The sequence below is a fragment of the Bacteroides sp. AN502(2024) genome (assembly GCF_041227145.1).
Taxonomy (GTDB): Bacteria; Bacteroidota; Bacteroidia; order Bacteroidales; family Bacteroidaceae; genus Bacteroides.
In genome coordinates, this window is the sequence record NZ_JBGFSP010000009.1 from 40,107 (window position 1) to 66,284 (window position 26,178).

24 protein-coding genes, 1 tRNA gene and 3 pseudogenes are annotated in these 26,178 nt (G+C 41.4%); 14 read left to right on the forward strand and 14 right to left on the reverse strand.

Annotation, left to right across the window (positions count from 1 at the left end; all coding sequences use genetic code 11):
- Positions 1–128: 128 nt before the first annotated feature.
- Together AB9N12_RS16960 and AB9N12_RS16965 are read right to left on the reverse strand one after the other, a co-directional pair.
- A complete protein-coding gene (locus tag AB9N12_RS16960; RefSeq protein WP_369893316.1) occupies positions 129–908 on the reverse strand; it encodes a DUF6261 family protein in 780 nt (259 codons plus the stop codon).
- Complete coding sequence (locus AB9N12_RS16965) at positions 905–1,297, reverse strand: hypothetical protein (protein WP_369893317.1); 393 nt, start codon at positions 1,295–1,297, stop codon at positions 905–907. The genes AB9N12_RS16960 and AB9N12_RS16965 overlap by 4 nt, the downstream gene beginning before the upstream one ends.
- 608 nt (positions 1,298–1,905) lie before the next feature.
- On the opposite strand from AB9N12_RS16965, the gene AB9N12_RS16970 reads away from it, so the two are divergent.
- Positions 1,906–2,577 carry a hypothetical protein gene (locus tag AB9N12_RS16970; protein WP_369893318.1) on the forward strand — a complete coding sequence of 224 codons (672 nt, stop codon included), beginning with the start codon at positions 1,906–1,908 and terminating at the stop codon, positions 2,575–2,577.
- Positions 2,578–2,592: 15 nt separating this feature from the next.
- Positions 2,593–2,853: a hypothetical protein gene (locus AB9N12_RS16975; RefSeq protein ID WP_369893319.1), complete on the forward strand. Its 261-nt coding sequence runs from the start codon at positions 2,593–2,595 to the stop codon at positions 2,851–2,853.
- Positions 2,854–2,982: 129 nt separating this feature from the next.
- Here AB9N12_RS16975 and AB9N12_RS16980 read toward each other — a convergent pair whose 3' ends face one another.
- The 6 genes and pseudogenes from AB9N12_RS16980 to AB9N12_RS17005 form a co-directional block, all read right to left on the reverse strand.
- Positions 2,983–3,759, reverse strand: a complete 777-nt coding sequence (locus AB9N12_RS16980) for a GNAT family N-acetyltransferase (protein ID WP_369893320.1) — start codon at positions 3,757–3,759, stop codon at positions 2,983–2,985.
- Between the two features lie 8 nt (positions 3,760–3,767).
- Positions 3,768–4,604, reverse strand: coding sequence for a GyrI-like domain-containing protein (locus AB9N12_RS16985; protein WP_369893321.1), 837 nt, complete (start codon positions 4,602–4,604; stop codon positions 3,768–3,770).
- A 108-nt stretch (positions 4,605–4,712) separates the two neighbouring features.
- Entirely contained in the window at positions 4,713–5,333 is a 621-nt protein-coding gene (locus AB9N12_RS16990) for a CatA-like O-acetyltransferase, family 2 (protein WP_369893322.1), read from the reverse strand.
- 79 nt (positions 5,334–5,412) lie between these two features.
- Entirely contained in the window at positions 5,413–6,234 is an 822-nt protein-coding gene (locus AB9N12_RS16995) for a DUF6597 domain-containing transcriptional factor (RefSeq protein WP_369893323.1), read from the reverse strand.
- Between the two features lie 175 nt (positions 6,235–6,409).
- Positions 6,410–6,603, reverse strand: a pseudogene (locus AB9N12_RS17000) (mobilization protein); the annotation flags it as partial.
- 341 nt (positions 6,604–6,944) lie between these two features.
- Positions 6,945–7,018: transfer RNA gene (locus tag AB9N12_RS17005), tRNA-Arg, on the reverse strand.
- A gap of 284 nt (positions 7,019–7,302) precedes the next feature.
- On the opposite strand from AB9N12_RS17005, the gene AB9N12_RS17010 reads away from it, so the two are divergent.
- From AB9N12_RS17010 to AB9N12_RS17035, 6 genes are all read left to right on the forward strand, one after another.
- On the forward strand, positions 7,303–8,037 hold the full coding sequence (locus AB9N12_RS17010) for a hypothetical protein (RefSeq protein ID WP_369893324.1): 735 nt from the start codon (positions 7,303–7,305) through the stop codon (positions 8,035–8,037).
- A 132-nt stretch (positions 8,038–8,169) separates the two neighbouring features.
- Positions 8,170–9,177, forward strand: a complete 1,008-nt coding sequence (locus AB9N12_RS17015) for an aminodeoxychorismate synthase component I (protein WP_369893325.1) — start codon at positions 8,170–8,172, stop codon at positions 9,175–9,177.
- A complete protein-coding gene (locus tag AB9N12_RS17020; protein ID WP_369893326.1) occupies positions 9,161–9,757 on the forward strand; it encodes an aminotransferase class IV family protein in 597 nt (198 codons plus the stop codon). The genes AB9N12_RS17015 and AB9N12_RS17020 overlap by 17 nt, the downstream gene beginning before the upstream one ends.
- 276 nt (positions 9,758–10,033) lie before the next feature.
- Positions 10,034–10,708, forward strand: a complete 675-nt coding sequence (locus AB9N12_RS17025; protein WP_369893327.1) for a DUF2461 domain-containing protein — start codon at positions 10,034–10,036, stop codon at positions 10,706–10,708.
- 37 nt (positions 10,709–10,745) lie between these two features.
- A complete protein-coding gene (locus tag AB9N12_RS17030; protein ID WP_369893328.1) occupies positions 10,746–11,192 on the forward strand; it encodes a YhcH/YjgK/YiaL family protein in 447 nt (148 codons plus the stop codon).
- An 18-nt stretch (positions 11,193–11,210) separates the two neighbouring features.
- A complete protein-coding gene (locus AB9N12_RS17035; RefSeq protein WP_369893329.1) occupies positions 11,211–13,223 on the forward strand; it encodes an alpha amylase C-terminal domain-containing protein in 2,013 nt (670 codons plus the stop codon).
- Between the two features lie 227 nt (positions 13,224–13,450).
- On the opposite strand, the gene AB9N12_RS17040 is transcribed toward AB9N12_RS17035, so the two are convergent.
- The gene (locus AB9N12_RS17040) at positions 13,451–15,148 is read right to left on the reverse strand and encodes an alpha-amylase family protein (protein WP_369893330.1); all 1,698 of its coding nucleotides are present in this window, start codon (positions 15,146–15,148) and stop codon (positions 13,451–13,453) included.
- Between the two features lie 53 nt (positions 15,149–15,201).
- Positions 15,202–16,008, reverse strand: a complete 807-nt coding sequence (locus tag AB9N12_RS17045; protein ID WP_369893331.1) for a patatin-like phospholipase family protein — start codon at positions 16,006–16,008, stop codon at positions 15,202–15,204.
- A 323-nt stretch (positions 16,009–16,331) separates the two neighbouring features.
- Here AB9N12_RS17045 and AB9N12_RS17050 point away from each other — a divergent pair.
- The 3 genes and pseudogenes from AB9N12_RS17050 to AB9N12_RS17060 form a co-directional block, all read left to right on the forward strand.
- Positions 16,332–16,550 (forward strand): annotated as a pseudogene (locus AB9N12_RS17050) (DUF4846 domain-containing protein); the annotation flags it as partial.
- A pseudogene (locus tag AB9N12_RS17055) lies at positions 16,547–18,048 on the forward strand (glutamine synthetase family protein). The pseudogenes AB9N12_RS17050 and AB9N12_RS17055, both read left to right, overlap by 4 nt.
- Positions 18,049–18,321: 273 nt before the next feature.
- On the forward strand, positions 18,322–18,639 hold the full coding sequence (locus tag AB9N12_RS17060; protein ID WP_369893332.1) for a hypothetical protein: 318 nt from the start codon (positions 18,322–18,324) through the stop codon (positions 18,637–18,639).
- A gap of 591 nt (positions 18,640–19,230) precedes the next feature.
- Here the strand turns inward: AB9N12_RS17060 and AB9N12_RS17065 are convergent.
- From AB9N12_RS17065 to AB9N12_RS17075, 3 genes are all read right to left on the reverse strand, one after another.
- Complete coding sequence (locus AB9N12_RS17065; RefSeq protein ID WP_369893333.1) at positions 19,231–20,496, reverse strand: DEAD/DEAH box helicase; 1,266 nt, start codon at positions 20,494–20,496, stop codon at positions 19,231–19,233.
- A 46-nt stretch (positions 20,497–20,542) separates the two neighbouring features.
- Positions 20,543–21,772, reverse strand: a complete 1,230-nt coding sequence (gene serB / locus AB9N12_RS17070; protein ID WP_369893334.1) for a phosphoserine phosphatase SerB — start codon at positions 21,770–21,772, stop codon at positions 20,543–20,545.
- 165 nt (positions 21,773–21,937) lie between these two features.
- Positions 21,938–23,089, reverse strand: coding sequence for an IS4 family transposase (locus AB9N12_RS17075; protein ID WP_369888970.1), 1,152 nt, complete (start codon positions 23,087–23,089; stop codon positions 21,938–21,940).
- A 292-nt stretch (positions 23,090–23,381) separates the two neighbouring features.
- Between AB9N12_RS17075 and AB9N12_RS17080 the strand changes: the two genes are divergently transcribed.
- Complete coding sequence (locus AB9N12_RS17080; RefSeq protein ID WP_369893335.1) at positions 23,382–23,876, forward strand: peroxiredoxin family protein; 495 nt, start codon at positions 23,382–23,384, stop codon at positions 23,874–23,876.
- Between the two features lie 183 nt (positions 23,877–24,059).
- On the opposite strand, the gene AB9N12_RS17085 is transcribed toward AB9N12_RS17080, so the two are convergent.
- A complete protein-coding gene (locus tag AB9N12_RS17085) occupies positions 24,060–24,230 on the reverse strand; it encodes a transposase (protein WP_369893336.1) in 171 nt (56 codons plus the stop codon).
- A gap of 75 nt (positions 24,231–24,305) precedes the next feature.
- Here AB9N12_RS17085 and AB9N12_RS17090 point away from each other — a divergent pair, with 75 nt between their 5' ends.
- A complete protein-coding gene (locus tag AB9N12_RS17090; RefSeq protein WP_369889012.1) occupies positions 24,306–24,683 on the forward strand; it encodes a hypothetical protein in 378 nt (125 codons plus the stop codon).
- Positions 24,684–24,718: 35 nt separating this feature from the next.
- Complete coding sequence (locus AB9N12_RS17095) at positions 24,719–25,561, forward strand: IS3 family transposase (RefSeq protein WP_369889013.1); 843 nt, start codon at positions 24,719–24,721, stop codon at positions 25,559–25,561.
- Positions 25,562–26,178 lie beyond the last annotated feature (617 nt).

A 26,178-nucleotide genomic window follows, 5' to 3' on the forward strand; every position in this document is an offset into this window, starting at 1 on the left:
GCCAGAATATGCTTTGGCAGGGGTGACTTCTAATTACTGAGACCTGTCAGACAGCCTCTTCCGTTGTTACAGATGATGAGCGGAAGGTGGGCATATAAGATTGTCTTGACCATAAGGGAGACATTGCTTTACAGTGACGGGTCTGGCGATTCCCCGCCGCCGGGTTCGCCCGTATCTCCACTGTCATCTTTGTCGCCCGAGCCGCCGGTTGTCGTTCTTTGCCCGAGCACCTCGCGCTTGTAGTGCGTGATTTCCGCGTTCACGTAGTCGATGAACGCCGCGTAGTCCGCCTCGCCTTCCACCAGTGCGAGCGCGTTTACCATCTTTACCAGTGCGCGGTAGGCCTCGTCGGACGCTTTGCGCGATGTCTTCAGTGCACCCACCGGCACTGCCATCCGCTCCTCCATGCGGCTGGCGGTGAGCGTGCGTACGCGCTCGTTGGCCGCTTTCAGGTTGGTGACGAACGGGGTGAGCGAGAGCGTTTCCACCTCCGCCTTGAACTTCCCTTCGAGGTCAGTGACGAGGTTGAGCAGCATACCCGTCTCGCGGTCCAGCTGCATCTGCGGGCTGATGGCATAGTCCTTCAGGTGCTGGTTCAGTACTTTGGCCGCCTGCGCCATCGCCTCCACGGGGAGGTTGAGGAAGCTCTGCACGGCCTTCTTGTAGCCGCTGTACAGCGAGTCGCGTTCGGCATCCGCGCGGGCGATTTCGTCGGTCAGCAGGCTCTTCTGCGAGAGTTTCAGGTCTTCGTCTTCCTGTTCTACGGCCGCCTTGAGTGCGGCTACTTGTGTGGCGGTTTTCTGCTTGACTGTGGTGTCGGCCTCGGCATGTGCCAAGATGTCGCTCACGTAGAGGAAATGTGCGCCGTTGTTCATGCGCTCCAGACTGATGGTTGAGATTTCTTTCATGTTTTTCTCGTTTTAAAGGGTTGATATGGGTGGAAACGGGTTTCGAGGCATTGCCCTGCGGGGCGGAGCGGTAAGATACGGCGTTTCCACATTGTTTTCTCGGTGAAACAAGCTGGAGACGCTGTTTTTAGCATATTTCCGTTCGGAAAGAAACAGGTAACAAGGTATCTGGCGTATTTCACTGACAAATATAACAATAATCGGCTGATTTCCTTCTCTTTTTGAATGAATTTACACAAGATACCGTGTTTTTTCTTTGCCTGAAAAATGGATGTTGCAGGAAACGGTGTTTCTTGTTTGTGTGAGTGTTGGACGGGGCTGGAAACGGTGTTTCTTGGATGGCTGATTGTCGGTTGGGAGTTGTGACGGGCGATTTCGATTTGTTTCATTATCGGTTGGTGTCGGGAACGGTGTTTCTTGTTTGTGTGAATGTTGGGCGGGGCTGGAAACGGTGTTTCTTACAGGGCTTTCCTTGGTTTGAGGTCGCGGTGGGCGATTCTTGCATTTTGTGCGGTTCATAGGGGAGTGGGGACGGTGTTTTCCGGCAACTATTTTTCCGCGGGCATGTTTTGCAACAAATCTTTTCAAATAATCGGTCTTGAAATATATGCCAATTGACTGTTTTCGCTATCTTTGCATTTGATTTTTGAGTATTAACCTTTTAAAACGAATGCCGATGAATTAAAAATAGACAGGAAACAGACGCTTTGGAATGCGGGCTACCTTCGGGCATTGCCGCATTTTAAATTAAATTACATTATTAACCCATACGGAAAGCGTTCCTGTTCGTACTTGAACATATTGAATTGAGCTTTTAGCTCTTGTTCTCTTTCGTGAATACCGCCAAACATTTACCAGCGAGAACAAGCAGATGAAAAGTTCACGTCATAAGGCGTGGATTTATTCGTGCTTGTTGCTGGGAAGGCCACTTGGCGGTAGCCTACGAAAGATAAGTCACGGATGGTTGCACGCCTTTCTTTTATTAAAAAACAAGAAAATGAAAAGATACTTATCAGTAATGATGCTGCTTGTATGTTCAGTGGCATTGTTTGCACAGCAAGAAGTAACCCGATTCCTTGGAATTCCGGTGGACGGGGAAAAATCGGAGATGATACAAAAATTGAAAGAGAAAGGATTTAAAAATGATGCCTATAACAAAGATGCTTTAGTTGGCAATTTTAATGGGAGCGAAGTTAAAGTCTTTATTGATACCAATAACGATAAAGTGTGTCGGATTATGGTTTGTGATGCAAATCTGATGAATGCCGGGGATATTAGAATAAGATTCAACACACTCTGCCGGCAATTTCAGAAAAATGAGAAATACATACCGGCATCATCGTCAGATTACACTTTATCGGAAGAAGAAGATATATCTTATGAGATGACAGTAAATCATAAGCGGTATGAAGCAGGTTATTATCAACGACCGGCTGCCGATTTCTCCAATGAAATAACAACTATCTTGCAGGATAAATACTCGGAAGAGGTATTGAAAAATCCAACGGAAGAGCAACAAAAAGAAATGGTGGAAATCGCTGCTTCGTATATGTTTGATAAATATTCCAATAACTTTGTTTGGTTCATGATTCATGAATTTTATGGAGAATATTATATCGCTATGTACTATGAGAATAGATATAATATGCCAAATGGAGAAGATTTATAATCATTAAAAAGTAAAATGATGGAGAAAAAAGATTATCAAAATGAACTATCCGTTCACTGTGGGAAAAAGACGGACAGCATGGAAAATTTGGCGAAGCAGTGCGAAGAGGAGGCGGAAAAGCTTTTGGACTCTTTAAACATTCCGGATGGAGGCGAAGTCTCTGTTCCTTTTTGGACATCTGACTTCTTTTCGGAATTCATTTGCAGGGGTCGGTTCAGAAAAGATGAGAAAGGAACGATAGCGTATGATTTAGATTTCTCGGAATCGACTTTATAATGTCGAATGGTTTGTTCAAGGGTATTTCACACGGGTATTGGAGTACCCTTTTTTATTTTAATGGATGAAAGTTGCAGGTTCACGGCAAGCCATATCGGGCTGGCATATTATTGAACCGTTTTCCCCATCCTACCGTTTTCCCCATCCTTCAAATGCAGCTTTCGTACAAACGCTCAAATCCGTAGTTACAAATTTCCCATTGTAAAAAAGGGAAAAGATAGTAGCCGGTGTAGGAGAGGCTTGTGCCTGTTCTCTCGTTTCCAGCTTGATTACTTTCAGGGAAATGTTTTTTTCCTGTGCAAGGACACACAGCATTCCATTTACATAATAATCCGTATACGGGCAACGGTTTGAATAATAGGCAACCAGTCCTTGCTTGTCGGCACATTCTCCGCTTTTGGCACAGTCGTTAAAACAGGGAACCACGTCGTTGTCGTGAAAGCTCATTGCCAACAATGAAAATCCATTCGGCAGTCTTTCTATTTCCTCGAAGCCATGTTTCAATAACCATTTCGTATCGCTCATAAAATGGTTCTTTTTCGTTCCTACAACCGTGACCAATCCACTCTTCTGTTGCTTTTTAGCATCTTCAATCACAGACTGAAGCAAATGATATCCATGTCCCCGACCTTTATATTGCCCTGAAACCCAAAAACAATTGATCATTAAATAATCGGGGGCAGTCACCGGAAGCCACGCATATTCGGCAGGAACATATTCTATGAAAACTTTGGCTCGAGCATCAAGCCGCCTGAAAACATAGCCGTTAGCAAACTCCTTTGTCAGCCATTCTTTTTTTAACTGATAGCCTGCTGCGTATTTTTTGTCGGAGAATGCGCAGCAGATATGTTCCTTGTCTATGTTCTCTTCCGTCAGAGTGATGTATTGGGATAAACTGTTTTCCATGATTGGGTCTATTTTATCGGTATGTATATTTTTGCGATATGCTCGTTTTTGTTTTTTGAATAATGGATATATTCCTCAAAAGACATCCCATGACGAAGGGAATGTTCCCGACTTACGCTAATCATGTCATACCACTCCTGCAAATCAGTGTACTCTCCCTGCAACGTATAGACGGCATATTTACCTTGCGGCAGGCGGATTGTACCGAATTCGCAGGTAGGCACAATTTCCTTGGGTACCGATGCACAGGCATAGAACCGGCATTGATTGGGGGGTGTCACATGAGGGTCGTCAAAACTTAACCCGATAAAGCGTGTGTCGGACGCAAGCAGGTCGTTCTCCTTTAGGAAATGTATCAATTTATTCCATGCCGTTTCATACGGCTCTTTCTCTCCGTATTTGCCCCAGATGCGGATATATACTAAATGTAATCCTTCAAAATGATAGACTTCAGAAGGCAAATCGCACATCTTTCCATCATGCACGGACTCCTTTAACCGCATCTTTAATCTGCCGATATATGTTTTGGGAGAAATACCAAACTGTTTCTTGAATGCTTTGGAGAACGATTGCGGATTGTCGTAGCCGACCCATCCCGCCAAATCCTGTAGACTGATCTCTTCTGTTTGCATATATAGCACGGCTCGTTCCATACGTTGCCTTGCCACGTAAGCAGATAATGGTTCATTCAGGGCGGCACGCATCATGCGGAGTAATTGCCGTTGCGACATGTTTACTTTGTCAGCTATTACATTCAACCGCAATGGCTGATGCAGATTGGAATGTATGTAATCAATTACTTGATTGACCTTCTGTTTATATCTATTCTCGGTACTATTTTTCATCTATGACATTGTATATTTGCAAAGATATAGAGTTTTCATAGACGGACGATTGTCCAATCTTGCCAATTTTGCCTTTTTACTTTATGATTCCTCAGAGTTGTCTTTCGATTAGATTCTCAATCGATGGATTTCCTGCTGTATCCCGTCCAAAAATCCGGCAGCGTGCGCCCCGTCCATTTGCGTGTGGTGGAACTGGAAAGAAACGGTAAGCGTTGTTTGGAGTAATCGGCGTTTATATTTGCCCCAAATAAGAAACGGATTGTTGAAGATGCCGCTATACATACCGACGGCACCGTCTATTTCGTATTGTGCCAATGCGGAAGTGCCGATCACCATGCTTTCCGTCAGGTCGTGATTGACACAGCTTTCGGCCACTTGCCTGGTTAGTTGCAGGTAATGTCGATTAAACAGGGATAAATCATCGCAGAAAGGAATATCGCACGAACTGACTTCGCCCGCTTTGTTGGCGACAATCGTATTCACCGCTATGCTGTCATACCGAATCAGTTTGCCGCCTACAGGCAGCAGATAAAATTCTTTCACGCCGCTTGCTGCCTTGCCGACGCACCAGCACATCAGCATATTGAACTTCATGCCTGATTTCCGGCTGATTCTCACAAGGCGTGATACGTTGAGTGTCTTAAAGAACGTCACCATCGGCATAGGCGCGTTCATCCACATCTCGAAGGCGTAAGCCCGACTGGTTTCTGGGGGATTTACTTCTCTCATACTTTATGCTGTTTTCATTTAATGAATCAGGCAGCAAAAGTAGGAGAAGCATTTGAACCCGGATAGAACAAAAGGGACATTATACCGGGTCGGTGAACAAATCAGCATAAGGATTCGACACTTTCAACAAAGACATGGGCGTATATCCGCTGAATTTCTTGAACTCCCGTATGAAGTGTGACTGGTCGGCATAACCGCTTGTGTATGCTATCTGTGCCAGATTGATTTCTTCGCCCGCTTGATGCTGCATCTGCGCCAAAGCCTTTTGGAAGCGGACGATGCAAGCATATTCTTTCGGATTGATGCCTACAAACGAATGAAACAACCGTTCAAATTGTTTCTTACTTAGGCAGGCAATGGAAGACAATTCGGTTACGGGGATTTGTGGGGTAATGTATATTTGCCGAACGGCAGCACCTATCCTTTCTATTCTGTATGCGGCAGTAGATAAACTATCGGCTATCCGTGACAACAGCCATTTTTCTATATGATGTATGCAAAGGGTATAATCCTGGCAGTCGAATATTCGTGCAGCCAATTCGTTCAAGCTCTTATCCCCAAGGCTGTATCCGGAAACTTCCTGATTGTAAAAAAGCGACGTTGGCACATTCAAGAATGTACTCATGGCATGAGGGTGGAATACGACTACTATCATTTCGATGTTTCCGTCTGCATATAGGTGCGACGAGAAATTAACCTGCCCGCTGACAGTCAGTGTGTCTTGTGTAGCGTTCAGTTCGGGGATATACAGCGGTGCTTGCTTATGAAAGATGATTTGAGGGCAACCGATAGGAAAAGTAAAGGTATTCAGCGGTCGATTGCTTTTGAATACCCAGTAATACCTGATGTAAGGTTGCAGAAACGTACAAGGCTTGTAAAATTTGAAATCATCTTGAATCATTTTACAAAATTAGATAGAAAAATCGAGTTTTTCTGCATCGGCAAGATAAAGTGCACTCTTTGAAAAAAAGGAACCCTGCTATTGTAGTAGGCCAAAGCGAAAACACGCGTAAGAATGACCTACTCGATTCGAAAATTTATAATCTTAGTCCCCTTTTCGGTCTGCTTTCTTCTTCTCAGGTGCAGTTTACACCCAGTTTCTCTTTGAGTTTTTGAAACTTCATCTTGAACCATCCGAGAGTATGGATATTCTCTTTTGAATAAGGTTTCCCCTGAATTCAACAGGCTGGAAGTTGACAAGCTGCCTTGTCATTTCTTCCGTAAATCCCACTTCTCGGCATTGCTTGGCTATTATTGGTAGCAACTTTCTGCAATCATTGGGTTAATGGTAGAAAACACTACGATGTTTGTTTTTAAACACCGGATGTTTGTTTAAATCATCCCAATGAAAAAAATAATCTGTCAGCATATTTGTTTATAAATCGCTTGGGTTTTATCATCATTCCTTAATAATGTATCCCCACTGTTTTCTCTACTGCCCCCACTAAATTTCTACTGACCTCTTATGTTTTTTATTCAGAAGTGAATTTTAGAAAAAGAAAGAGGGTGTGTTATAATACCTAAATATAAAGATTTACCCCTGCCACAGATAACTATAGCAGGGGTAATTTCCTCAAAAAAGGGAATTTTGACACACCCTCTTTATATCAGTGATTCCGGAGCGATTCGAACGCTCGACCCACGCCTTAGAAGGGCGTTGCTCTATCCAGCTGAGCTACGGAACCAGCCTTATTTGCGGTTGCAAAGGTAGTGCTTTTTACGAAAATCCAAAAAAAATCCGATACTTTTTTATTCATATTTTCATTGTGTCTATAAATCAGCAATTTATATTTGAGGAATATTCTGTTGATCTATATGTGATAGGATAAATAAATGAAGATCGTTCTTTTTACGAAGAATAACGAACGTTATATAGGTTTCAAAAAGCTCAAAAAAACAAAATAGGGTTGTGTTTTTCTACTATAACTTTTACTTTTGAACGATAAATAACTAAAAAACACATAAAATTATGAAGAATTTGATTTTTTTATTTGCCTTTTGTATTGTAGTGACTAATGTTTTTGCACAAACCGACCCGAAGCAATTGAAAAAAGAAGGAAATGATGCATTCAATGCTAAAAATTATCCGGTGGCGTATGCGAAATTCAGCGAATATTTGAAACAAACGAATAATCAAGATTCTGCAACTGCTTATTACTGTGGTATAGCTGCCGATGCTGTGAAAAAATACCCCGAAGCTGTAACTTACTTTGATATAGCCATTCAAAAGAAATTTAATATTGGAAATGCATATGCCCGTAAAGCTTTGGCCTTAGATGCACAAAAGAAAACGGCTGAATATGTAGCTACGTTGGAAGAAGGATTGAAAGTGGATCCTAAGAATACCACAATGGTGAAGAATTATAGTCTTCATTATCTGAAAGCAGGACTTACCGCACAGAAAGCCGGAAAAGCAGAAGAGGCGGAAGAGTGTTTCAAGAAAATACTTCCTTTGAACCATAAGCAGTATAAAACAAACGCACTGTACAGTTTAGGAGTTCTGTGCTATAATGACGGAGCTAATATTCTGAAGAAGGCTGCTCCATTGGCAAATTCGGATGCAGATAAATATGCTGCGGAGAAAGAAAAAGCTGATGGCAGATTTAAAGAAGCATTGGATTATCTGGAAGAAGCTGCTAAGATTTCTCCGGAAAATGAAAATGTGAAGAAGATGCTTCCTCAAGTAAAAGCTGCCATGAAGTAATCTGACCAATTTTATAAATGAGAAAGGGTTGCCGATATGATACGCCGGGCAACCCTTTTTTATTGCTATCTTTTTCTAATCTATACTTTTTATGTACATTTGCCTTCCCTAAACTAAACACTGAATTATTTTATGCACTTATATAGTAAGGAACAGGCTATCAAACGGATGAATCAGCTGGGACAACTCCATCGTCCTTTTATTTTCATTGTAGATTATTTGCAGGATGCATCTTATATAGAGGAGGAAGTTGCTGTTGATTCAACTGAACTGCTATATAATTTGAACGGATTTACCAATCAAACTATATCCGATGAAGATTATGTATCCTCTTTCTCCACAGAGGCAATGCCTTCTGTACATTGGCAGCCTTGCCCCGAATCTTTCTGTTCTTACCAACGTTCGTTCAGTATTGTGCAACGAAATATTCTGGCGGGAAATAGTTTCCTTACTAATTTGACTTGTCGCACTCCGGTAGAAACCAATCTCACCCTGAAAGATATTTATTTTCGTTCAAAAGCGATTTATAAGTTATGGGTTAAAGGTCGCTTTACGGTCTTTTCTCCTGAAATATTTGTTAGAATTTGTCAGGGGAAAATTAGCTCATATCCGATGAAGGGAACCATTGACGCTTCGATCCCCTCTGCTACCCAATTGCTGATGAATGATCCGAAAGAGGTGGCGGAACATGCCACTATCGTAGATCTGATTCGCAATGATTTAAGTATGGTTGCCAATCATGTGTCAGTTTCCCGGTACCGGTATATGGATGTATTGCAGACGAATCGAGGATCCATTCTTCAGACAAGTTCTGAAATTCAGGGTATATTGCCGGAAAATTATCAGGAACATTTGGGGGATATTATTTTCAGGTTGTTGCCGGCCGGTTCTATTACCGGTGCCCCGAAGAAAAAGACAATGCAGATTATTCGGGAGGCTGAAACCTACGACAGGGGATTTTATACGGGGGTTATGGGATATTCGGATGGGACTAACTTGGATAGTGCCGTAATGATCCGTTTTGTGGAACAAGAAGGAGAAAAGATGTATTTTAAAAGTGGAGGAGGAATCACTTTCCGGAGCGATGTAGAAAGTGAGTATAATGAAATGAAGCAAAAAGTATATGTACCTATTTATTGAGACTATCCGAGTAGAGGATGGACAGATTTATAATCTTGATTATCACACAGAACGCTTTAATAAAACCCGTGCAGTCTTTTGGAAAGACAGCGTTCCACTGGATTTACAGGAATTTATACCCCCACCGCCCTTAAGCGGAATTTATAAATGCCGGATTGTATATGGAAAAGAAGTGAAAGATGTTACATATACTCCCTATCAGATGCGGCAGGTATCTTCTTTGCATTTGGTTGTGTCTGATACCATTGATTATACTTATAAAAGTGCACATCGGGAAGAATTGAATGCCTTGTATGCTCATAGAGGAATGGAGGATGATATTTTAATCGTAAAAGATGGCTTTCTGACAGATACCTCTATAGCTAATATCGCCCTCTACGACGGACGTACATGGTTTACACCGGCTCGCCCGTTACTTCGGGGAACAAAACGGGCCGAACTTTTGGACAGGAAGCTTATCGTAGAGAAAGATATTCCACAAATAAGTTTGAGAGACTATTCGCATATCATGTTATTTAACGCTATGATTGATTGGGAGCGTGTTATATTGCCCGTAAATGAGAAACATTTAATTCTGTAAACCATAATTAACTAAAACATACAGAGAACTGCTGAACAAATCTCCTTTTTACACTGTTATATTTATGTGTTTTTCATAGTATTAGATATAAGATTAATTAAAGAGATTGTACTCCACTTGTGAAAGCTAAGGTACGTCAAAGACAGAAGAGTCTGTTTTTTGATAAATGTGTTAAAGCATCGGTTTGACCAGACCGATGCTTTTTTTATCTCCTTTTACCCCCTTTTGTAGTTTATATGAAATAAAATTTGTACGTTTGTAGAGTAATAATAGAAAATGATAAAGATGAACATACCCGTTATCTTTCAGTTTTTAAAAGATCTTTCCGCGAATAATAATCGTGAGTGGTTTAATGAGCATAAAGCAGAGTATGAAACAGCCCGTGCCGAGTTCGACAATTTTTTAGCAACAGTGATTGCCCGTATTTCCTTGTTTGACGAAACCATCCGAGGAATTCAGCCCCAAGACTGTACTTATCGTATTTACCGGGATACCCGCTTTTCGGCGGATAAAACACCTTATAAGATACATTTCGGAGGTTATATCAATGCCAAAGGAAAGAAATCCGATCATTGCGGATATTATGTACACTTGCAACCGGATGGTTCCATGCTTGCCGGAGGAAGTTTGTGTCTACCTTCCAATATCCTGAAAGCAGTGCGACAATCTATTTACGATAATATTGAAGAATTTGTTTCGATTGTGGAAGATCCTGAATTCAAGAAATATTTTCCGGTGATAGGGGACGATTTTCTAAAAACGGCTCCGAAAGGCTTTCCGAAAGATTTCAAGTATGTCGATTATTTGAAATGTAAAGAGTACGTTTGTTCTTATAATGTTTCTGATGATTTCTTCACCCGGTCGGATATGCTTGATCAGATAGACAAAGTATTCCGCCAATTCAAGCGGTTTGCCGATTTTATTAATTACACGATTGATGATTTTGAATAAATAATATCTGGAATATAAACTTAAAAATTTAACTCATATGGTAGTAGATACTTTAGAAAATCTGGAAAAATATGCGCCTTTAAATTCTTTGTTTGCACAAGCTATAGACTTTTTGAAGTCTCATGACCTTCAAGCTATGGAAGTTGGTAAAACAGAACTGCAAGGAAAAGACCTGTTAGTGAACGTTGCACAAACTAAGCCTAAAACAAAAGAAGAAGCCAAACTGGAAACGCATAACGAATTTATTGATATACAGATCCCGTTGTCGGGAACAGAAATCATGGGGTATACTGCCGCTAAAGATTGCGTTCCGGCAGATGCGCCTTATAACGCTGAAAAAGATATCACTTTCTTCGAAGGACTAGCAGAGACATACGTTGCTGTGAAGCCGGGAATGTTTGCTATCTTCTTCCCGCAAGACGGTCATGCTCCCGGTATCACTCCGGATGGCGTGAAGAAAGTAATTGTAAAAGTAAAAGCATAATTCTAATTCAATTCTGGTATGGAAAAGACACTTAATCTCATAAAAAATGATCCTTGGCTGGAACCTTTTGCCGGTGCTATTACCGGTCGTCATCAGCATGCATTAGACAAGGAAGCTGAATTGACGAATAAGGGAAAGCAAACCCTTTCGGATTTTGCATCAGGTTATCTTTATTTTGGATTGCATCGTACCGATAAGGGATGGGCTTTCCGTGAATGGGCTCCCAATGCTACTCATATTTATATGGTAGGTACATTCAATAACTGGGAAGAAAAAGCAAGCTACAAGCTGAAAAAACAAAAGAATGGGATTTGGGAAATCAACCTACCGGAAGTTGCCATTCATCATGGTGATCTTTATAAACTGAATATATATTGGGAAGGCGGACAAGGCGAGCGTATTCCTGCATGGGCTACACGCGTGGTACAAGATGAACAGACGAAAATATTCAGCGCGCAAGTCTGGGATCCGGAGAAACCTTATAAATTCAAGAAGAAAACATTTAAGCCCGACACAAATCCTTTGTTAATTTACGAATGTCATATCGGAATGGCACAACAAGAGGAAAAGGTGGGTACATATAATGAATTTCGTGAGAAAATACTTCCCCGTATTGCTGAAGAAGGGTACAACTGTATACAGATAATGGCCATTCAGGAACATCCTTATTATGGAAGTTTCGGTTATCATGTGTCTAGTTTCTTTGCTGCTTCTTCGCGTTTCGGTACTCCCGATGAATTGAAAGCATTGATTGATACTGCTCATGAGCTGGGAATTGCCGTGATTATGGACATTGTTCATTCACATGCGGTGAAGAACGAAGTAGAAGGATTAGGAAATTTCGCGGGGGATCCGAATCAGTATTTCTATCCGGGTGGTCGTCGCGAACATCCGGCCTGGGATTCTCTATGCTTCGATTATGGTAAGAACGAAGTAATTCACTTCCTGTTGTCCAATTGTAAGTACTGGCTGGAGGAATACAAATTTGACGGATTCCGTTTTGATGGAGTGACTTCCATGTTATATTACAGTCACGGGCTGGGTGAGGCCTTCTGTAATTATGGAGATTATTTCAACGGTCATCAGGATGACAATGCGATTTGTTACCTGACATTGGCCAATGAAGTGATTCACCAGATAAATCCGAGAGCGATCACCATTGCAGAGGAAGTTTCCGGTATGCCGGGATTGGCTGTAAAAGTGGAGGATGGCGGATACGGATTCGATTACCGGATGGCTATGAACATTCCGGACTACTGGATCAAGACCATCAAAGAAAAGATTGATGAAGACTGGAAACCTTCTAGTATGTTCTGGGAAGTAACCAATCGTCGTCAGGATGAAAAGACCATTTCTTATACGGAAAGCCATGATCAGGCATTGGTTGGGGATAAAACAATCATCTTTCGTTTGATTGATGCTGATATGTACTGGCATATGCAGAAAGGTGATGAGAATTATGTCGTTAATCGTGGCATTGCCTTGCATAAGATGATTCGTTTACTGACAGCTTCAACTATCAACGGAGGTTACCTGAATTTTATGGGAAATGAGTTTGGACATCCCGAATGGATTGACTTCCCGCGCGAGGGTAACGGATGGTCATGCAAATATGCTCGTCGCCAATGGGATTTGGTAGACAACAAGAATCTGACATATCATTATATGGGTGACTTTGATAAGGAAATGCTGAAAGTTCTTAAAAGCGTGAAAGACTTTCAAACAACACCTGTTCGGGAAATATGGCATAATGATGGTGATCAGGTATTTGCGTACGGACGTAAAGACCTTGTATTTGTTTTTAACTTTAATCCGAAACAGTCATTTGCCGATTATGGATTCCTGGTCACTCCGGGAGCTTATGAAGTAATACTGAATACTGATCATCCGGCATTTGGAGGAAATGGTCTTGCGGATGATTCTGTCGTTCATTTCACTATTCCGGATCCGTTGTATAAGAAAGAAAAGAAAGAGTGGTTGAAGCTTTATATTCCTGCCCGTACCGCTGTAGTGCTTAGAAAGAAGAAATAATTCAAGTTCTAAATTATAAGAGGGTGCGTCAAAAAGGGAATTTTGACACACCCTCTTTTTCATAGATGATAGCATTCTATGATTCGGTTCTTAGTTTTCGAAGAAGTACTCGGTCCGCGAACATCATATATATATCGCTGACATGCGTGTCTTTAGTTTTAGTAAATTCATTCATTACAAATAAAACGACCGGGGATGAAGCATGTGCGAGCATCCTAATCTTTCTTTTAAAAAGTAATCTTTAAAATCTTTCCGTTATATCCTCCAACCGAAACATCAGTCGGTTTATAGGGTAACAGACTGATTTCTTCTTTAGCACCGGTCATTAAGTCTGTGGCTTGATAAGATTCCATTTGGGGAATCTGCAAAAAGTCGAAAGCATGGGAAGGTATGTTGATAGCAACATCTACCAGTTGGCTGTCGAAATTGGTAACAAAGAATAGGAGTTCGTTTTTATATTTCCGCATAAAAGTATATTGCTTATGCTCATTGAAACGCCATCCGTTTATATTGGCATACATTAAGTCGAAGAATACTCCCTTGCTGATTGCCTCCTCTTCATTGCATAGCGTCAGTACCTTTTGATAGATAGAATAGAGGTATTTATGTTCTTCGGAGAGCATTTTCCCATCAAACTTTCCTCCGTTTCGCCAACGGCGTATAGTATCCACGCTCCAATAGTCGAATATGGTGGTCCGTCCGTCCCTTCCACTGAATCCTTCACTATCCATGCCCAGCTCTCCAAATTCCTGACCGAAATAGATCATCATTGGGTTAGTGTTCATACAGGCAGAAACGATCAGTGCGGGAATTCCTTTTCGCGGGTTACCGGCAAAGAAATCAGAAGCGATACGTTGTTCGTCGTGGTTCTCCAGGAAGTTGAGCATCTTTTTCTCTATTCCATTCAAGCTTTGCCAGCAATGAGTGATAGCAGATGCTGATTCATATCCACAAGCTACATTACGTAGTGTATCATATAATCCTACCTTATCATACAAGTAATCAAACTTGCCGCGAAACAGATAGCTACGGTATTCGCCGGGATTGTAAACCTCTGCGATGAATAGTATTTCAGGATAAGCCTCTTTTACTTGAGGAATAGCCCATTCCCAAAATTCAACGGGAACCATTTCTGCCATGTCGCAGCGGAAACCGTCAATCTCCTTTGATGCCCAGAAAAGAAGAATGTCCAGCATCTTTATCCAGGTGTCCGGAGTCGGAGAGAAGTGACAAGTACCGCCATTCTGATAATCTACTCCATAATTTAATTTCACGGTTTCATACCAGTCGGTAATATTGGGAGTAGCATCAAAACGGTTGTTACCGGTGGCTTTCGCAGGGAATTCCCAGTAAGGCTCTGCTGCGCTGTCTTTCATGTCAAATTGGGCATGAAGCTCCGCTTGCGGGATATAATAGAAATTATTATATGGGCTGAAAGATTGGCTGGAATCATCGTTAGCTCCCAATTCGGTCGTGCCGTCCGGTTGTGCGTCCGAATGATACTGGCGTGCTACGTGATTAGGTACAAAATCAATAATCACTTTCAGACCTGTTCGATGTGTGCGATGTACCAGATTCTCAAATTCTTTCATGCGTCCTTGCACATCGTTAGCCAAATCAGGGTCTACATCATAATAATCCTTGATAGCATACGGAGAACCTGCTTTTCCTTTCACAATCGCAGGATGATCCGGACTGATATTATAACGGCGATAGTCCGTTTGAGTGGCATGTTCAATAATGCCTGTATACCATATATGGGTAGCACCTAATTTCTTGATTTCACCCAGTGCTTTGAGCGTGAAATCTGCCATTTTTCCACAACCATTGGTGGCAATGTCTCCATTGTAGACACAGTGGTTGTTGTTATTTCCAAACAGGCGGGTGAATACTTGGTAGATAATTATTTTATTTTCGTCATTCATACGTAGTAGATTATTAATATTCGTATTAATTCATATTTCCGATGGATAGGAGGTTATTTCCATATTTTCCCCTTTTCTTCCAACAGTTGATTGAGTATTTCGTTAGCTGTATTATAGCCTTGCACGAAGATTTCCTCTGCTTTCTCCAGTTCGGTGTTACTGTATCCGTATAGATTATACGGTTCGATTAACAAATCGCATTTTTTTCTTTCGGGAAAGGTATTGGCACGGAACATGAAATGGAATGAGCGCATAGCAATGCTTACAATATTCATTTTGTAATCCTGTGCCATGATGGGACTTACGTTGACAGCTACCACCTTATCGCAAATCCTGCGCAAGGTAGAGACCGGAAGATTCATCATCAATCCTCCATCCACATAGTTCGTGCCGTCTATGTTGACCGGAGAAAACATGACAGGCATACAACAGGAAGCGGCGACCCGTTCCGCTATGTTTCCCCGATGAAAGTGAACCATGCGACCATGATCAAGATCAGTTGCTGTGATAATCAGGGGAAGTTGTAACTCTTCCAGATTTTTTGCTTTTAAGTTAGTCCGGAGAAAATCAATAAATTCACAGAGGTCGAATAGTCCCTTCTTGGGAATCACCAACTTGGTTAAATCCTGAAATTTATGTCCTGAGAAATAATCAAGTACTTTGTGCGGTTCGTTGCCATCTGCATAGAAAACACCGGCAAGTGCTCCTGCGCTTACTCCGGAGATGATTTTCGGTTTAATATCATGTTCCAAAAGAGCTTGCATAACCCCTAAATGGGCAAACCCTTTGATGAATCCTCCGCTTAGTGCATAGCCAATCTGATATTTCCGGCTATTCTTGTTATTTGTGAATACCTCCATGAATTGCTTTCGTTAATTCGCCACGAATTTAGTGAATTTATTGAGAGTAGAAGGAATATAATGGATAGTTTTTTCAGGTACTTTTTAGTTTCAAGGCTCTAATATTACTTCCATGCCGAACAATTCAGTTCTGTTGCATGTTTTTCTACAAAACTGGAATAATACAAGGATTAAGCGCAAGTGATTTATCTTCGTTTTCAATAATAATCCATATATTTGTCCGGAATGAAATAATAAGAACCGATATGAAATATTTGTCAATGTGTGCAGGCTTACTTTTCACAGTCTTTCAGTCATGGGGACAGGAAAAACTTGCAGATACTATTCATCCGAATGCCGGGAAGAAAGTATTCCTTCTGGCACAAAGCTATATGCCTGCCCAGCAGATTCATATCTTCGTCAATCCAACCAGCCGAAACCTTTCTCCCAGGTACGAGCTGACCGAAACGGATACTGGGAAACTATACACTCCGGAATGGATTTTTGAGAAGAAAGATCTGAAGCGTTTTAATCATACAACAACGAAAAACAACCGATTATGAATCAAGATTTATCAATGAATGCCAATCAGTTGGTAGCATTTCTTCAAAAGCCAACCTCTGAATTTACCAAAGCCGATATTATCTCATTTATCCGGCAAAAAGAGATCCGCATGGTTAATTTCATGTATCCAGCGGGAGACGGTCGTCTGAAAACCCTGAACTTTGTCATCAACAATCAAGCTTATCTGGAAACTATTCTCACTTGTGGGGAACGGGTAGACGGTTCCAGCCTTTTTCTTTCATAGAAGCGGGTAGCAGTGATCTTTATGTAATTCCTCGCTTTAGCACAGCATTTGTTGATCCGTTTGCGGAGATTCCGACGCTGTCTATGCTCTGTTCTTTCTTTAATAAAGACGGTGAACCACTCGAAAGTGCACCAGAACACACTCTATACAAAGCAAGCAAAAGTTTTACGGAAATTACCGGAATGGAATTTCAGGCAATGGGTGAATTGGAATATTATGTGATAGCTCCGGACACGGCTATGTTTCAGGCAACCGACCAGCATGGTTACCACGAATCAGGTCCCTATGCAAAATTCAATGAGTTCCGTACCCAGTGCATGTCTTATATCGCGCAAGCAGGTGGACAAATAAAGTACGGACATTCTGAAGTGGGTAACTTTACGCTGGATGGTTATATCTATGAGCAGAATGAAATAGAATTCTTACCCGTTCCGGTATCACAGGCGGCAGATCAGTTGATGATTGCCAAGTGGGTAATTCGTAATTTAGGATATAAATATGGATATAATGTGACTTTTGCTCCTAAAATTACGACTGGTAAGGCGGGTTCGGGTTTGCATATCCATATGCGTATCATGAAAGATGGAAAGAATCAAATGTTGAAAGACGGTTTGTTGTCGGAAACAGCCCGCAAGGCAATTGCCGGAATGATGGTGCTTGCTCCCTCAATCACCGCTTTCGGAAACACGAATCCTACTTCTTACTTTCGCCTTGTTCCGCATCAGGAAGCGCCAACCAATGTGTGTTGGGGAGACCGTAACCGTTCCGTATTAGTGCGTGTGCCTTTGGGATGGGCTGCAAAAACGGATATGTGTACATTGGCAAATCCGTTGGAAGCTGAAAGTCATTTAGATACCAGTCAGAAGCAAACAGTGGAAATGCGTTCTCCGGATGGTTCGGCAGATTTGTATCAACTGTTGGCCGGTCTGGCTGTTGCTTGTCGTCATGGATTTGAAATCGAAAACGCACTGGATATTGCTCAAAAAACTTATGTAAGCGTGAATATCCATCAAAAAGAGAATGAAGATAAGTTAAAAGCATTGGCTCAACTGCCGGATAGCTGTGAAGCTTCTGCTGATTGCTTGCAACAACAACGGGCAATATTTGAGCGATATAACGTGTTTAGTCCGGCAATGATTGACGGTATCATCCGCAGACTTCGCAGTTATGGAGATAAAACGTTGCGCGCGAATCTGGAAGGAAAGCCGATGGAAATGCTGGATTTAGTAAATAAGTATTTCCATTGTGGATGATTGAGAGACGATGTTGAGCCGGTGAAATGTAACAGGGGGTGAGTGTACCTTTGATTGCCAATGGTAAATTGGCATATTTTCCCCAATTATAGCTGTTACTTTCTACACAATTCCACACTGGTTTCTACAACAGAAAAAGTAAAAGTGTCTTGTATTTGATTGATTATTAATATTGTATGTGAATTATGGAACTTTGGCATCTCTTTTGCAGTCTATTGAGTGTAAGAAACAAGTTAATAATGATTTAGTAGTTCACATTTAAAAATTACGATTATGAAAAAAGTATTAGTAGCAGTTGCATTGGTGATGGTATTGGGTAGTTCTGTAGCATTTGCACAGGAAGTTGGTAACACTACAGCTGTAGAAACCAACGTACAGGCTCCACAGGATGAGTTTACTAAGATTGATGTTAAAGAACTGCCGGAGGCAGTAGTACAAGTCATCGCTAAAAAATATGAAGGTGCCGCCATTACAGAAGCTTATGTCGCAGAAAAAGAAAGCGGTAAGATTTACAAGGTAGTTCTTACTACAGAAGATGTTCAGGTACTGACAGTGCTGATGAACGAAAAAGGTAAAGAAGTAAAAGAATAAAATAAAACTTCGAATGTAGTAATACTCATAAAGAAATCCTGGTTCGTGATAAATCAGGATTTCTTTTTATATCTGCCAACTTCCCATTGAGTCCGATAAAGTCGTCAAAGGATGATTAGGTTACGTTTATGATTGATTGTCTTTATCAGCTTTGTGTATCAATACTTCACAAATCGACTCTTTTGATACCAATGATGTTTTTATGAGATTACGATAAGTGAAAACTATAAGAAAACGTTTTTTGAAGAGTTTATAATGAAGAATCTGCCAAAAGAATAATCGGATATTTGATTGATGTCGGATGGTAATAGGGGATAGGTGGGAATCGTTAAGTATTGGCCTATTTTCATAAAAAAGATATTTTATGAAAAGATCGGAATTGCAGTACATATTTCTATCGACCTGACACATCGTTCGCAATCGATGAAAATCACGAATGCAGTCCGGATATTATCTGCATTATGAGGGAAGTTATTGAGCTTCATGGACGTATAATAAGTTTGGATGTTGTCAAAAAAATAAGAGAAAAGCTCACGTAAAGTAAGACTTTTCTCTTTAATTATAAGAAAGAGTGACATTTACTGAATATCCCTAATTTTGTCTGGAGAGAGACGGACGGTTACTTCTCCTTCCTACATTATTGTTTCTTTTTCTTCGGAAATCTTTTCTTTTGTAGTTACCCCCTTTACCCTTATTGAAAGAACGTGGTTTGTATTCCGGGGCTTCTCCCAATTCTTCAGGAACAGGGATCTTATAAATTTCTTTTTCTAGGAAGTTCTCAATACTTTTGAAGTTACTTTGCTCTTTCTCGCTAATAAATGTAAGTGCTACGCCATCATTGTTGGCACGTGCCGTACGCCCGATACGGTGTACATAATCTTCGCTGTCGTGGGGCACGTCGAAGTTGATAACCAGTCGAATGTCATCAATATCAATGCCACGCGCAACGATGTCCGTAGCTACCAATATATTGATTAGTCCAGCCTTAAATTCGTACATAACAGCTTCCCGTTGAGTCTGTTCTAAATCTGAGTGCATCTCACCTACATTCAACTTCATTGATTTCAAGGCTTTGGCCACTTCTTTGACTTTGATTTTGGAAGACGCAAAGATAATTACACGTTCCGGAATCTCATCCATAAAAAGACTCCGTATAATGCCCAGTTTTTGATTCTCATAACAAACATATGCTGCTTGAATAATCTTTTCTGCAGGCTTGGAAACTGCGAGCTTTATCTCCGACGGGTTATTAAGGATTGTATTAGCCAATTGCTGAATCTTTGCAGGCATTGTTGCGGAAAACATGATGGTCTGTCGTTCTTTTGGCAGATATTTTGCTATTTGCATGATATCTTCATAGAATCCCATGTCAAGCATTCGGTCTGCTTCATCTAAAATAAAATAAGAAACCTTGGAAAGATCTACATATCCAAGGCTTAAATGGGCAATCAGACGTCCGGGAGTAGCAATAACAACATCAGCTCCCAATGTGAGTCCCCTTTTTTGTTGTTCGAACAATATTCCATCGTTTCCACCATATACGGCAACGCTCGATACCGGCATGAAATAGGAAAAACCTTCCATCTGCTGGTCGATCTGCTGAGCCAATTCGCGAGTAGGAGACATGATGACACAATTAATCGCATCTTCCGGATGGTTACCTTCTGATAATTTATTCAATATAGGAAGCAAAAACGCTGCTGTCTTACCTGTTCCTGTCTGTGCTACTGCGATCAAATCCTTACCTTCAAGTATGATTGGAATGGCTTGCTCTTGTATAGGTGTGCATTCGTCGAATCGCATGGCATCAAGTGCCTCAAGCACACTTGCATTTAATTGTAGTTCGGAAAACTTCATTCTTTCATTTAATTTGTCAGCAAAGATAATCTATTTTTTTGTTTAATTATATATTCAAGTAAGAATCTTTGAATCCTAGGAAGTAGAGCACTCCATCCAGTCCGATGGTGTTGATCGACTGTTTGGCATTTGCCACCACTTTGGGTTTTGCGTGGAATGCGATTCCTAATCCGGCAATCCCCAACATCGGGAGATCGTTAGCTCCATCTCCTACGGCAATGGTCTGTGCAATATCCACCTTTTCCACTTGTGCAATAAGGCGGAGCAGTTCGGCTTTCCGTTTTCCATCTACTACATCACCCAGATAACGTCCGGTCAGTTTTCCATCGATGATTTCCAGTTCGTTGGCATAGACATAATCTATACCATATTTCTTTTGCAGGTATTGACCGAAATAAGTGAATCCTCCCGAAAGGATGGCGATTTTGTAACCATATTTCTTCAATACATACATCAGTCGGTCTACTCCCTCTGTGATAGGCAAACTCTCGGCTATTTCCTGCATCACCGATTCGTCCAGCCCTTTTAATAGTGATACGCGACGGGTAAAGCTTTCCGTAAAGTCTATTTCTCCACGCATGGCACTTTCCGTGATAGCTTTGACTTCATCGCCTACACCGGCACGGATAGCCAGTTCGTCAATCACCTCTGTCTCAATTAATGTAGAGTCCATATCAAAACAGATCAGGCGGCGCATGCGACGGTACATATTGTCCTGCTGGAAAGAAAAGTCCATTTCCTGTTCACTGGCCAACTTCATCAGCTTCTCCTGCATGACAATGCGGTTTTTCGGAGTACCTCGCACTGAAAATTCGATGCAAGCACGGGGGCGAGTATCTGTCTGACATTCATCTAACGGGATACGGCCTGTCAAACGTTTGATGGCATCAATATTCATGCCTTGCTCAGCTAATATGCTTGTAGCGGAAGAAATCTGTCGGGCGGAAAGCTTGCGTCCCAGAACCGTCAGAATATAACGGTTTTTCCCTTGCATACCTACCCAGTTTTCATATTGCTCGGTGGTGATAGGTTCAAACCGGATGGTAACTCCTAGGGAAGAAGCTTTGAACAACAGTTCCTTCATAATGAATCCGGAATGTCTTTCCTCACTCTTGAATAGAATACCCAGCGATAAGGTATTGTGAATATCTGCCTGACCGATATCAAGGATCGTAGCATCATATTTAGCAAGGATTTCGGTTACAGAAGCAGTCAATCCCGGACGATCTTCGCCGGTGACTCGAATCAGAATCAATTCAGTACTTGATGGTTGCATAAAAATAGACTTTAACTCTACAAAAGTAGAGAAAAAAGTTCATTTTTATGCTAAATAACATAAAAAGTTACACCCGAAAAGCAATATTGTCCTAAATAAATTTTGAGCATGAGCTAACTGACTATACTGTTAAGTATAGCCTCGAGAGTTCAAAATCAATCCCCCCTAATCGTTTTCGATGGTTTCGGGAGGTGGTGTAAATGGTTGATCAAGCCATTTTTGGAGGTCGATTTTGGTAAATGTGTTCAGCCGGAGCGTGACCACAAGGTTAGCCAATGCCCATTTGTATCTTGCGATGTGCTTTAGCCATGTCAGAATCAGCATTGTAGTCATAGCAGTCCATATTTGGGTCTCTACGGCATTGCGGGATGTGCCGATAAAGCTCTTGATGCGTAGCAGTTGCTTGAGGTTGCGAAAGAAGATTTCTATGTTCCACCGAGCCTTGTACAGAGCCGCTATGCTTGATGCTGCCAATGTGAAGTTGTTTGTGAGTAACTCAATTTCAAAACCGTGTTCATCGTTCCATACTGCGATGCGACGTAAACGTTTGGGATATTTGGATTTGGCCGCCGAGAGTTCGAACTCGATTATTTCGTCAATAAGTACATTCTGAGCGTGTTTTTCAGGCAAAGGCAACTCCTCTATGGCTTTGTACCGGATATTGTCTTTATGACGCACTACAAAGAACACGTTGCTGCTGTCCCAATTATTCAGCAATGAGTAGTCACAGTAGCCTCGGTCGGCTACTACAATACTATACGGATGTAACTCAATATCAAAAGCAGCTTTGTTGTCGGTGGTTTTGCCATCGGTGATATTCACGAACTCCGGCAAAAGACTGTCATAGTCCAATAGCGTGTGCATCTTGACCGCCCCCTTGGTGGTAGTGTAATGTGCCCAGTCATATATTGACAGAGTCAATGACACCAATGTGGAGTCGAGCAGTTTTATCGGCATCTTGAAACGGAACTTTCTTCGTTGCCATAGGGCTTGCTGTCCGAAATACTGAAACAACGAGTAGAATATGCCGCGAAAAACCGAACTGTCTCGGTTGGCGTTCTGATATGCTACCGTTGACTTGGATGGTGCACGGTTGATTCCCAAATGATTGAGGTTGCCGGTGGCTGATTTCAGCCCGTTTGAGATATCTCTGACTGAATCACATCCTGAGAATTGGCTGAAAATCATGCTAACAAACTGACTCCATGTATTGTAGCCCTTACAATGCTTGTCTGACCCCGAAGATTTTATGATTTTCCTGATATTTTCTTTCGGGAGATGTGATATTACCTGTGCGAAAAGTGTTATATTTGCCATAGGAAGTAGATGAGTTGGTGGCTCGCTACTAAGGTAGTCATTTTACCTTAGTTCTACTTCCTTTTTATTTGTTCCCCCAATTTATTTAGGACAATATTGCCCGAAAAGTGAGTTTTTTGTTTATTTGCTTGGAAGTTAATTTAATATTTGCTTACCTTTGCATTTGGTTTCAAGTATAAAGGGTTTGATAATCAGCGGATTCCTCTTCGCCTGATGCCTGAAAAAACAATGTTTCGGGAAGAAACCACTGTTTAAGGACAGGCCCGGATAGTATTAACTAAAACCGAATTACGTGAAGTATGTAAAATGGATTTTTGTTGTATTACTGATTTGTTCCTTGACCGCTTTCGTTGAGAAAGACAAACCTACCGGAGGTTTGAGTGAGGGCGACGTAGCCCCTGATTTTAAAATCGAATCTACGTCAGACGGGCAATCCGCCTTTAAATTGGGAAATTTGAAAGGAAAATATGTGTTGCTAAGTTTTTGGGCAAGTTATGACGCGCAGTCCCGGATGCAAAATGTAAGTTTGAGCAATGCGCTTCGTTCTTCTCATAATGTGGTAATGGTTTCTATTTCATTTGACGAATATCAGTCAATATTTGAAGAAACCGTTCGTAAGGATCAAATAGTTACGCCCACTTGTTTCGTGGAAACAGAAGGCGAGGATTCCGGCTTATTTAAGAAATACCGAGGGTTCACTAACTATTTATTGGATGGAAATGGTGTAATTATAGCCAAAAACATCTCTGCTGCAGATCTTTCTGCTTATGTAAAAGAAATCGGTTGACGATTTTAAGAATGTAGGGAGAAAGAGGGATTTTCCAAATCACCGTCAGGTGGAAACAATGGGAAATAGACAAAAGAGGAAATGGATACAACAAAAAAGTTCCGCCTACACTTGCGTTAGCAGGAATAGGCGGAATTTCTATTTTATACTTTTCTTTATCCGGTGTATCGGCTCAGTAGCAAATTAATGGGGGTATGCATATAAGTTAGCAATTCGAAAAAGAAAGAACTTTTTGTCTGCTACTCCTCTTAGATTAGTTCGAAACAGTTTGATTTTAGCATTGAAAGACTCCGCCAGTGCATTTGATGAGCGATTGTTGTAGAAGTTCCAAGATGTTTCAATTGCTTGAAACACTTTGTTTCAATAGGGTGAACTGTCTTATACGGATTTAGGTTGACACCTTTTTAGAGACATAAAAAAAGAAAAATTATGTCTAAATTATCTCGTAAGATTTATTCTGAGACTTTCAAATTGGAAGTTCTCCGTGATTACTTCAGTAGCGGTTTGTCAATGTTTGCTACTGCCAAGAAATGGGGTTTACCCAACCATACTTATATTCTGCGTTGGCAAAAGTGTTATGCAATTGATTCGGATTCCTTATCTTTGTCCCCCGAACTTCTGTCAGATCTTCAAATGAAAAAGAATCCAAAATCAAAATCTAAAGAAGAACTTCTTGAAGCGGAAAATTTGCGTCTGAGAAAGGCTTTGGAACTTGAAAAACTTCGTTCCCATGCCTTTGAAAGACTGATTGAACTCACAGAAAGAGAAGAAGGGATTTCCATCTTAAAAAAAGATGGTGCCAAATAGTCACCGGCCTTCGTGAAGAGTTTCCTCACATCAGTGTGAAAACCCTTTGCGGACTGTTTGGCATGTCTTCCCAGGCCTATTACAAAAAGAAAAAAAATCTTTTGTCGCGTCATCAGATCAGAACAGCCATCTTGGATGCCGTCTTCTTCTACCGCTCAAAGGCTCCGGGCATCGGTGGTTTGAAATTATACCATGAGCTCCGCTCCCTTTATGGAAGCGAGATAACCGGAGGGCGGGATGCCTTCCTTCATCTGCTGCGTTCGGAACGCCTTATGCTGCCCCCGAAGAAACCCAGGCATACGACGGACTCCCACCATCTTTACAAGAAGTATCCGAATCTGATCAAGGGGGTAACGGCACAATACCCGAACCATATCTGGGTATGTGACATCACTTACATCTGGATTGAAGGTGGCGTATGCTACCTCCATCTTGTAACGGACATGTACTCACATGCCGTTTTAGGATGGGTGCTCTCTCCCAGTTTGCATGCCGAATATACGCTACAGGCACTGGAACAGGCCATCAATGAGGCTGGAGGTGGCAATCTTTGCGGCACAATCCACCATTCCGACCGGGGGGTACAGTATGCCTGCGATGCCTATATCGACACACTGGTCACTCATCATATACGTGTGAGCATGACTGAAGATTACAACCCGACGGACAATGCGGTAGCAGAAAGGATGAATGGCATCCTGAAAACGGAATGGATATACGGCATGTCGCTGTTCAGGGATAAAGAGATGGCACGGGAGCAGATTACGCGAATGATTGACTTCTATAATAATGGACGACCGCATATGAGCATAGGTATGAAAAAACCCATGGACGTATATCATGGAGAGGTGCCGGGAAAATCATTGTGGAAAAAATAAGGTTCCATATGATAAATAAATACTATATTTGCGATACCGAGAACCCGGGACATGACGGTTTAAGCCATTGTCTCACAAAAGCCAATAGGGTGTCGAACCCTATTGACTTTTACCGAGAGCCCGAGCACACTCAGATTTGTCCATTGTTTTTACGTATGACAACTATCTTAGGAGCAAAGGGAAGAAACTAACAACTGTTTTAGTTATGAATAACAGAATGTGACAACTTATTTAGTAACTAGCCTCTAAAAGTGACAACCATTTCTAGTATAAGTCAGAACACTTTGTTTCAATAGGGTGGAACACTCTGTTTCAACACGGTGAACACTTTGTTCCAAGGCGCGAAACACTTTGTTTCAAGGCGCAAAAACAAAGTGTTTCAAGTAATTGAAACATCTTGAAACAAATAGGACTTTCAAAAAATAGGCGGTGATAGGTGATAGATGAGGTGATAGGTTAATAACAACCTATCACCGCTCTGTAAATATGATGAATAGGGAGTTTCAGGAATACGGTGATAGGATGAAAGAGGATTTTCGTTTTTATATATGAGAGAGCCGTGTACTCATTGACTGAATTCTCTGACATTTGCTTGCGGATGTCAGATCGTTTTGCGA

Bases quoted from the DNA above. Each gene is read 5' to 3' on its own strand.
- AB9N12_RS17060 (WP_369893332.1), top strand. From the start codon at position 18,322: ATGAAAAAAGTATTAGTAGCAGTTGCATTGGTGATGGTATTGGGTAGT.
- AB9N12_RS17040 (WP_369893330.1), bottom strand. From the start codon at position 15,148: ATGAATGACGAAAATAAAATAATTATCTACCAAGTATTCACCCGCCTG.
- AB9N12_RS16960 (WP_369893316.1), bottom strand. From the start codon at position 908: ATGAAAGAAATCTCAACCATCAGTCTGGAGCGCATGAACAACGGCGCA.
- AB9N12_RS16965 (WP_369893317.1), bottom strand. From the start codon at position 1,297: ATGAAACAAATCGAAATCGCCCGTCACAACTCCCAACCGACAATCAGC.
- AB9N12_RS17065 (WP_369893333.1), bottom strand. From the start codon at position 20,496: ATGAAGTTTTCCGAACTACAATTAAATGCAAGTGTGCTTGAGGCACTT.
- AB9N12_RS17090 (WP_369889012.1), top strand. From the start codon at position 24,306: ATGTCTAAATTATCTCGTAAGATTTATTCTGAGACTTTCAAATTGGAA.
- AB9N12_RS17035 (WP_369893329.1), top strand. From the start codon at position 11,211: ATGGAAAAGACACTTAATCTCATAAAAAATGATCCTTGGCTGGAACCT.
- AB9N12_RS17030 (WP_369893328.1), top strand. From the start codon at position 10,746: ATGGTAGTAGATACTTTAGAAAATCTGGAAAAATATGCGCCTTTAAAT.
- AB9N12_RS17075 (WP_369888970.1), bottom strand. From the start codon at position 23,089: ATGGCAAATATAACACTTTTCGCACAGGTAATATCACATCTCCCGAAA.
- AB9N12_RS16990 (WP_369893322.1), bottom strand. From the start codon at position 5,333: ATGAGAGAAGTAAATCCCCCAGAAACCAGTCGGGCTTACGCCTTCGAG.
- AB9N12_RS16985 (WP_369893321.1), bottom strand. From the start codon at position 4,604: ATGAAAAATAGTACCGAGAATAGATATAAACAGAAGGTCAATCAAGTA.
- AB9N12_RS17045 (WP_369893331.1), bottom strand. From the start codon at position 16,008: ATGGAGGTATTCACAAATAACAAGAATAGCCGGAAATATCAGATTGGC.
- AB9N12_RS16980 (WP_369893320.1), bottom strand. From the start codon at position 3,759: ATGGAAAACAGTTTATCCCAATACATCACTCTGACGGAAGAGAACATA.
- serB (WP_369893334.1), bottom strand. From the start codon at position 21,772: ATGCAACCATCAAGTACTGAATTGATTCTGATTCGAGTCACCGGCGAA.
- AB9N12_RS16975 (WP_369893319.1), top strand. From the start codon at position 2,593: ATGATGGAGAAAAAAGATTATCAAAATGAACTATCCGTTCACTGTGGG.
- AB9N12_RS16995 (WP_369893323.1), bottom strand. From the start codon at position 6,234: ATGATTCAAGATGATTTCAAATTTTACAAGCCTTGTACGTTTCTGCAA.
- AB9N12_RS17010 (WP_369893324.1), top strand. From the start codon at position 7,303: ATGAAGAATTTGATTTTTTTATTTGCCTTTTGTATTGTAGTGACTAAT.
- AB9N12_RS17025 (WP_369893327.1), top strand. From the start codon at position 10,034: ATGATAAAGATGAACATACCCGTTATCTTTCAGTTTTTAAAAGATCTT.
- AB9N12_RS16970 (WP_369893318.1), top strand. From the start codon at position 1,906: ATGAAAAGATACTTATCAGTAATGATGCTGCTTGTATGTTCAGTGGCA.
- AB9N12_RS17015 (WP_369893325.1), top strand. From the start codon at position 8,170: ATGCACTTATATAGTAAGGAACAGGCTATCAAACGGATGAATCAGCTG.
- AB9N12_RS17020 (WP_369893326.1), top strand. From the start codon at position 9,161: ATGTACCTATTTATTGAGACTATCCGAGTAGAGGATGGACAGATTTAT.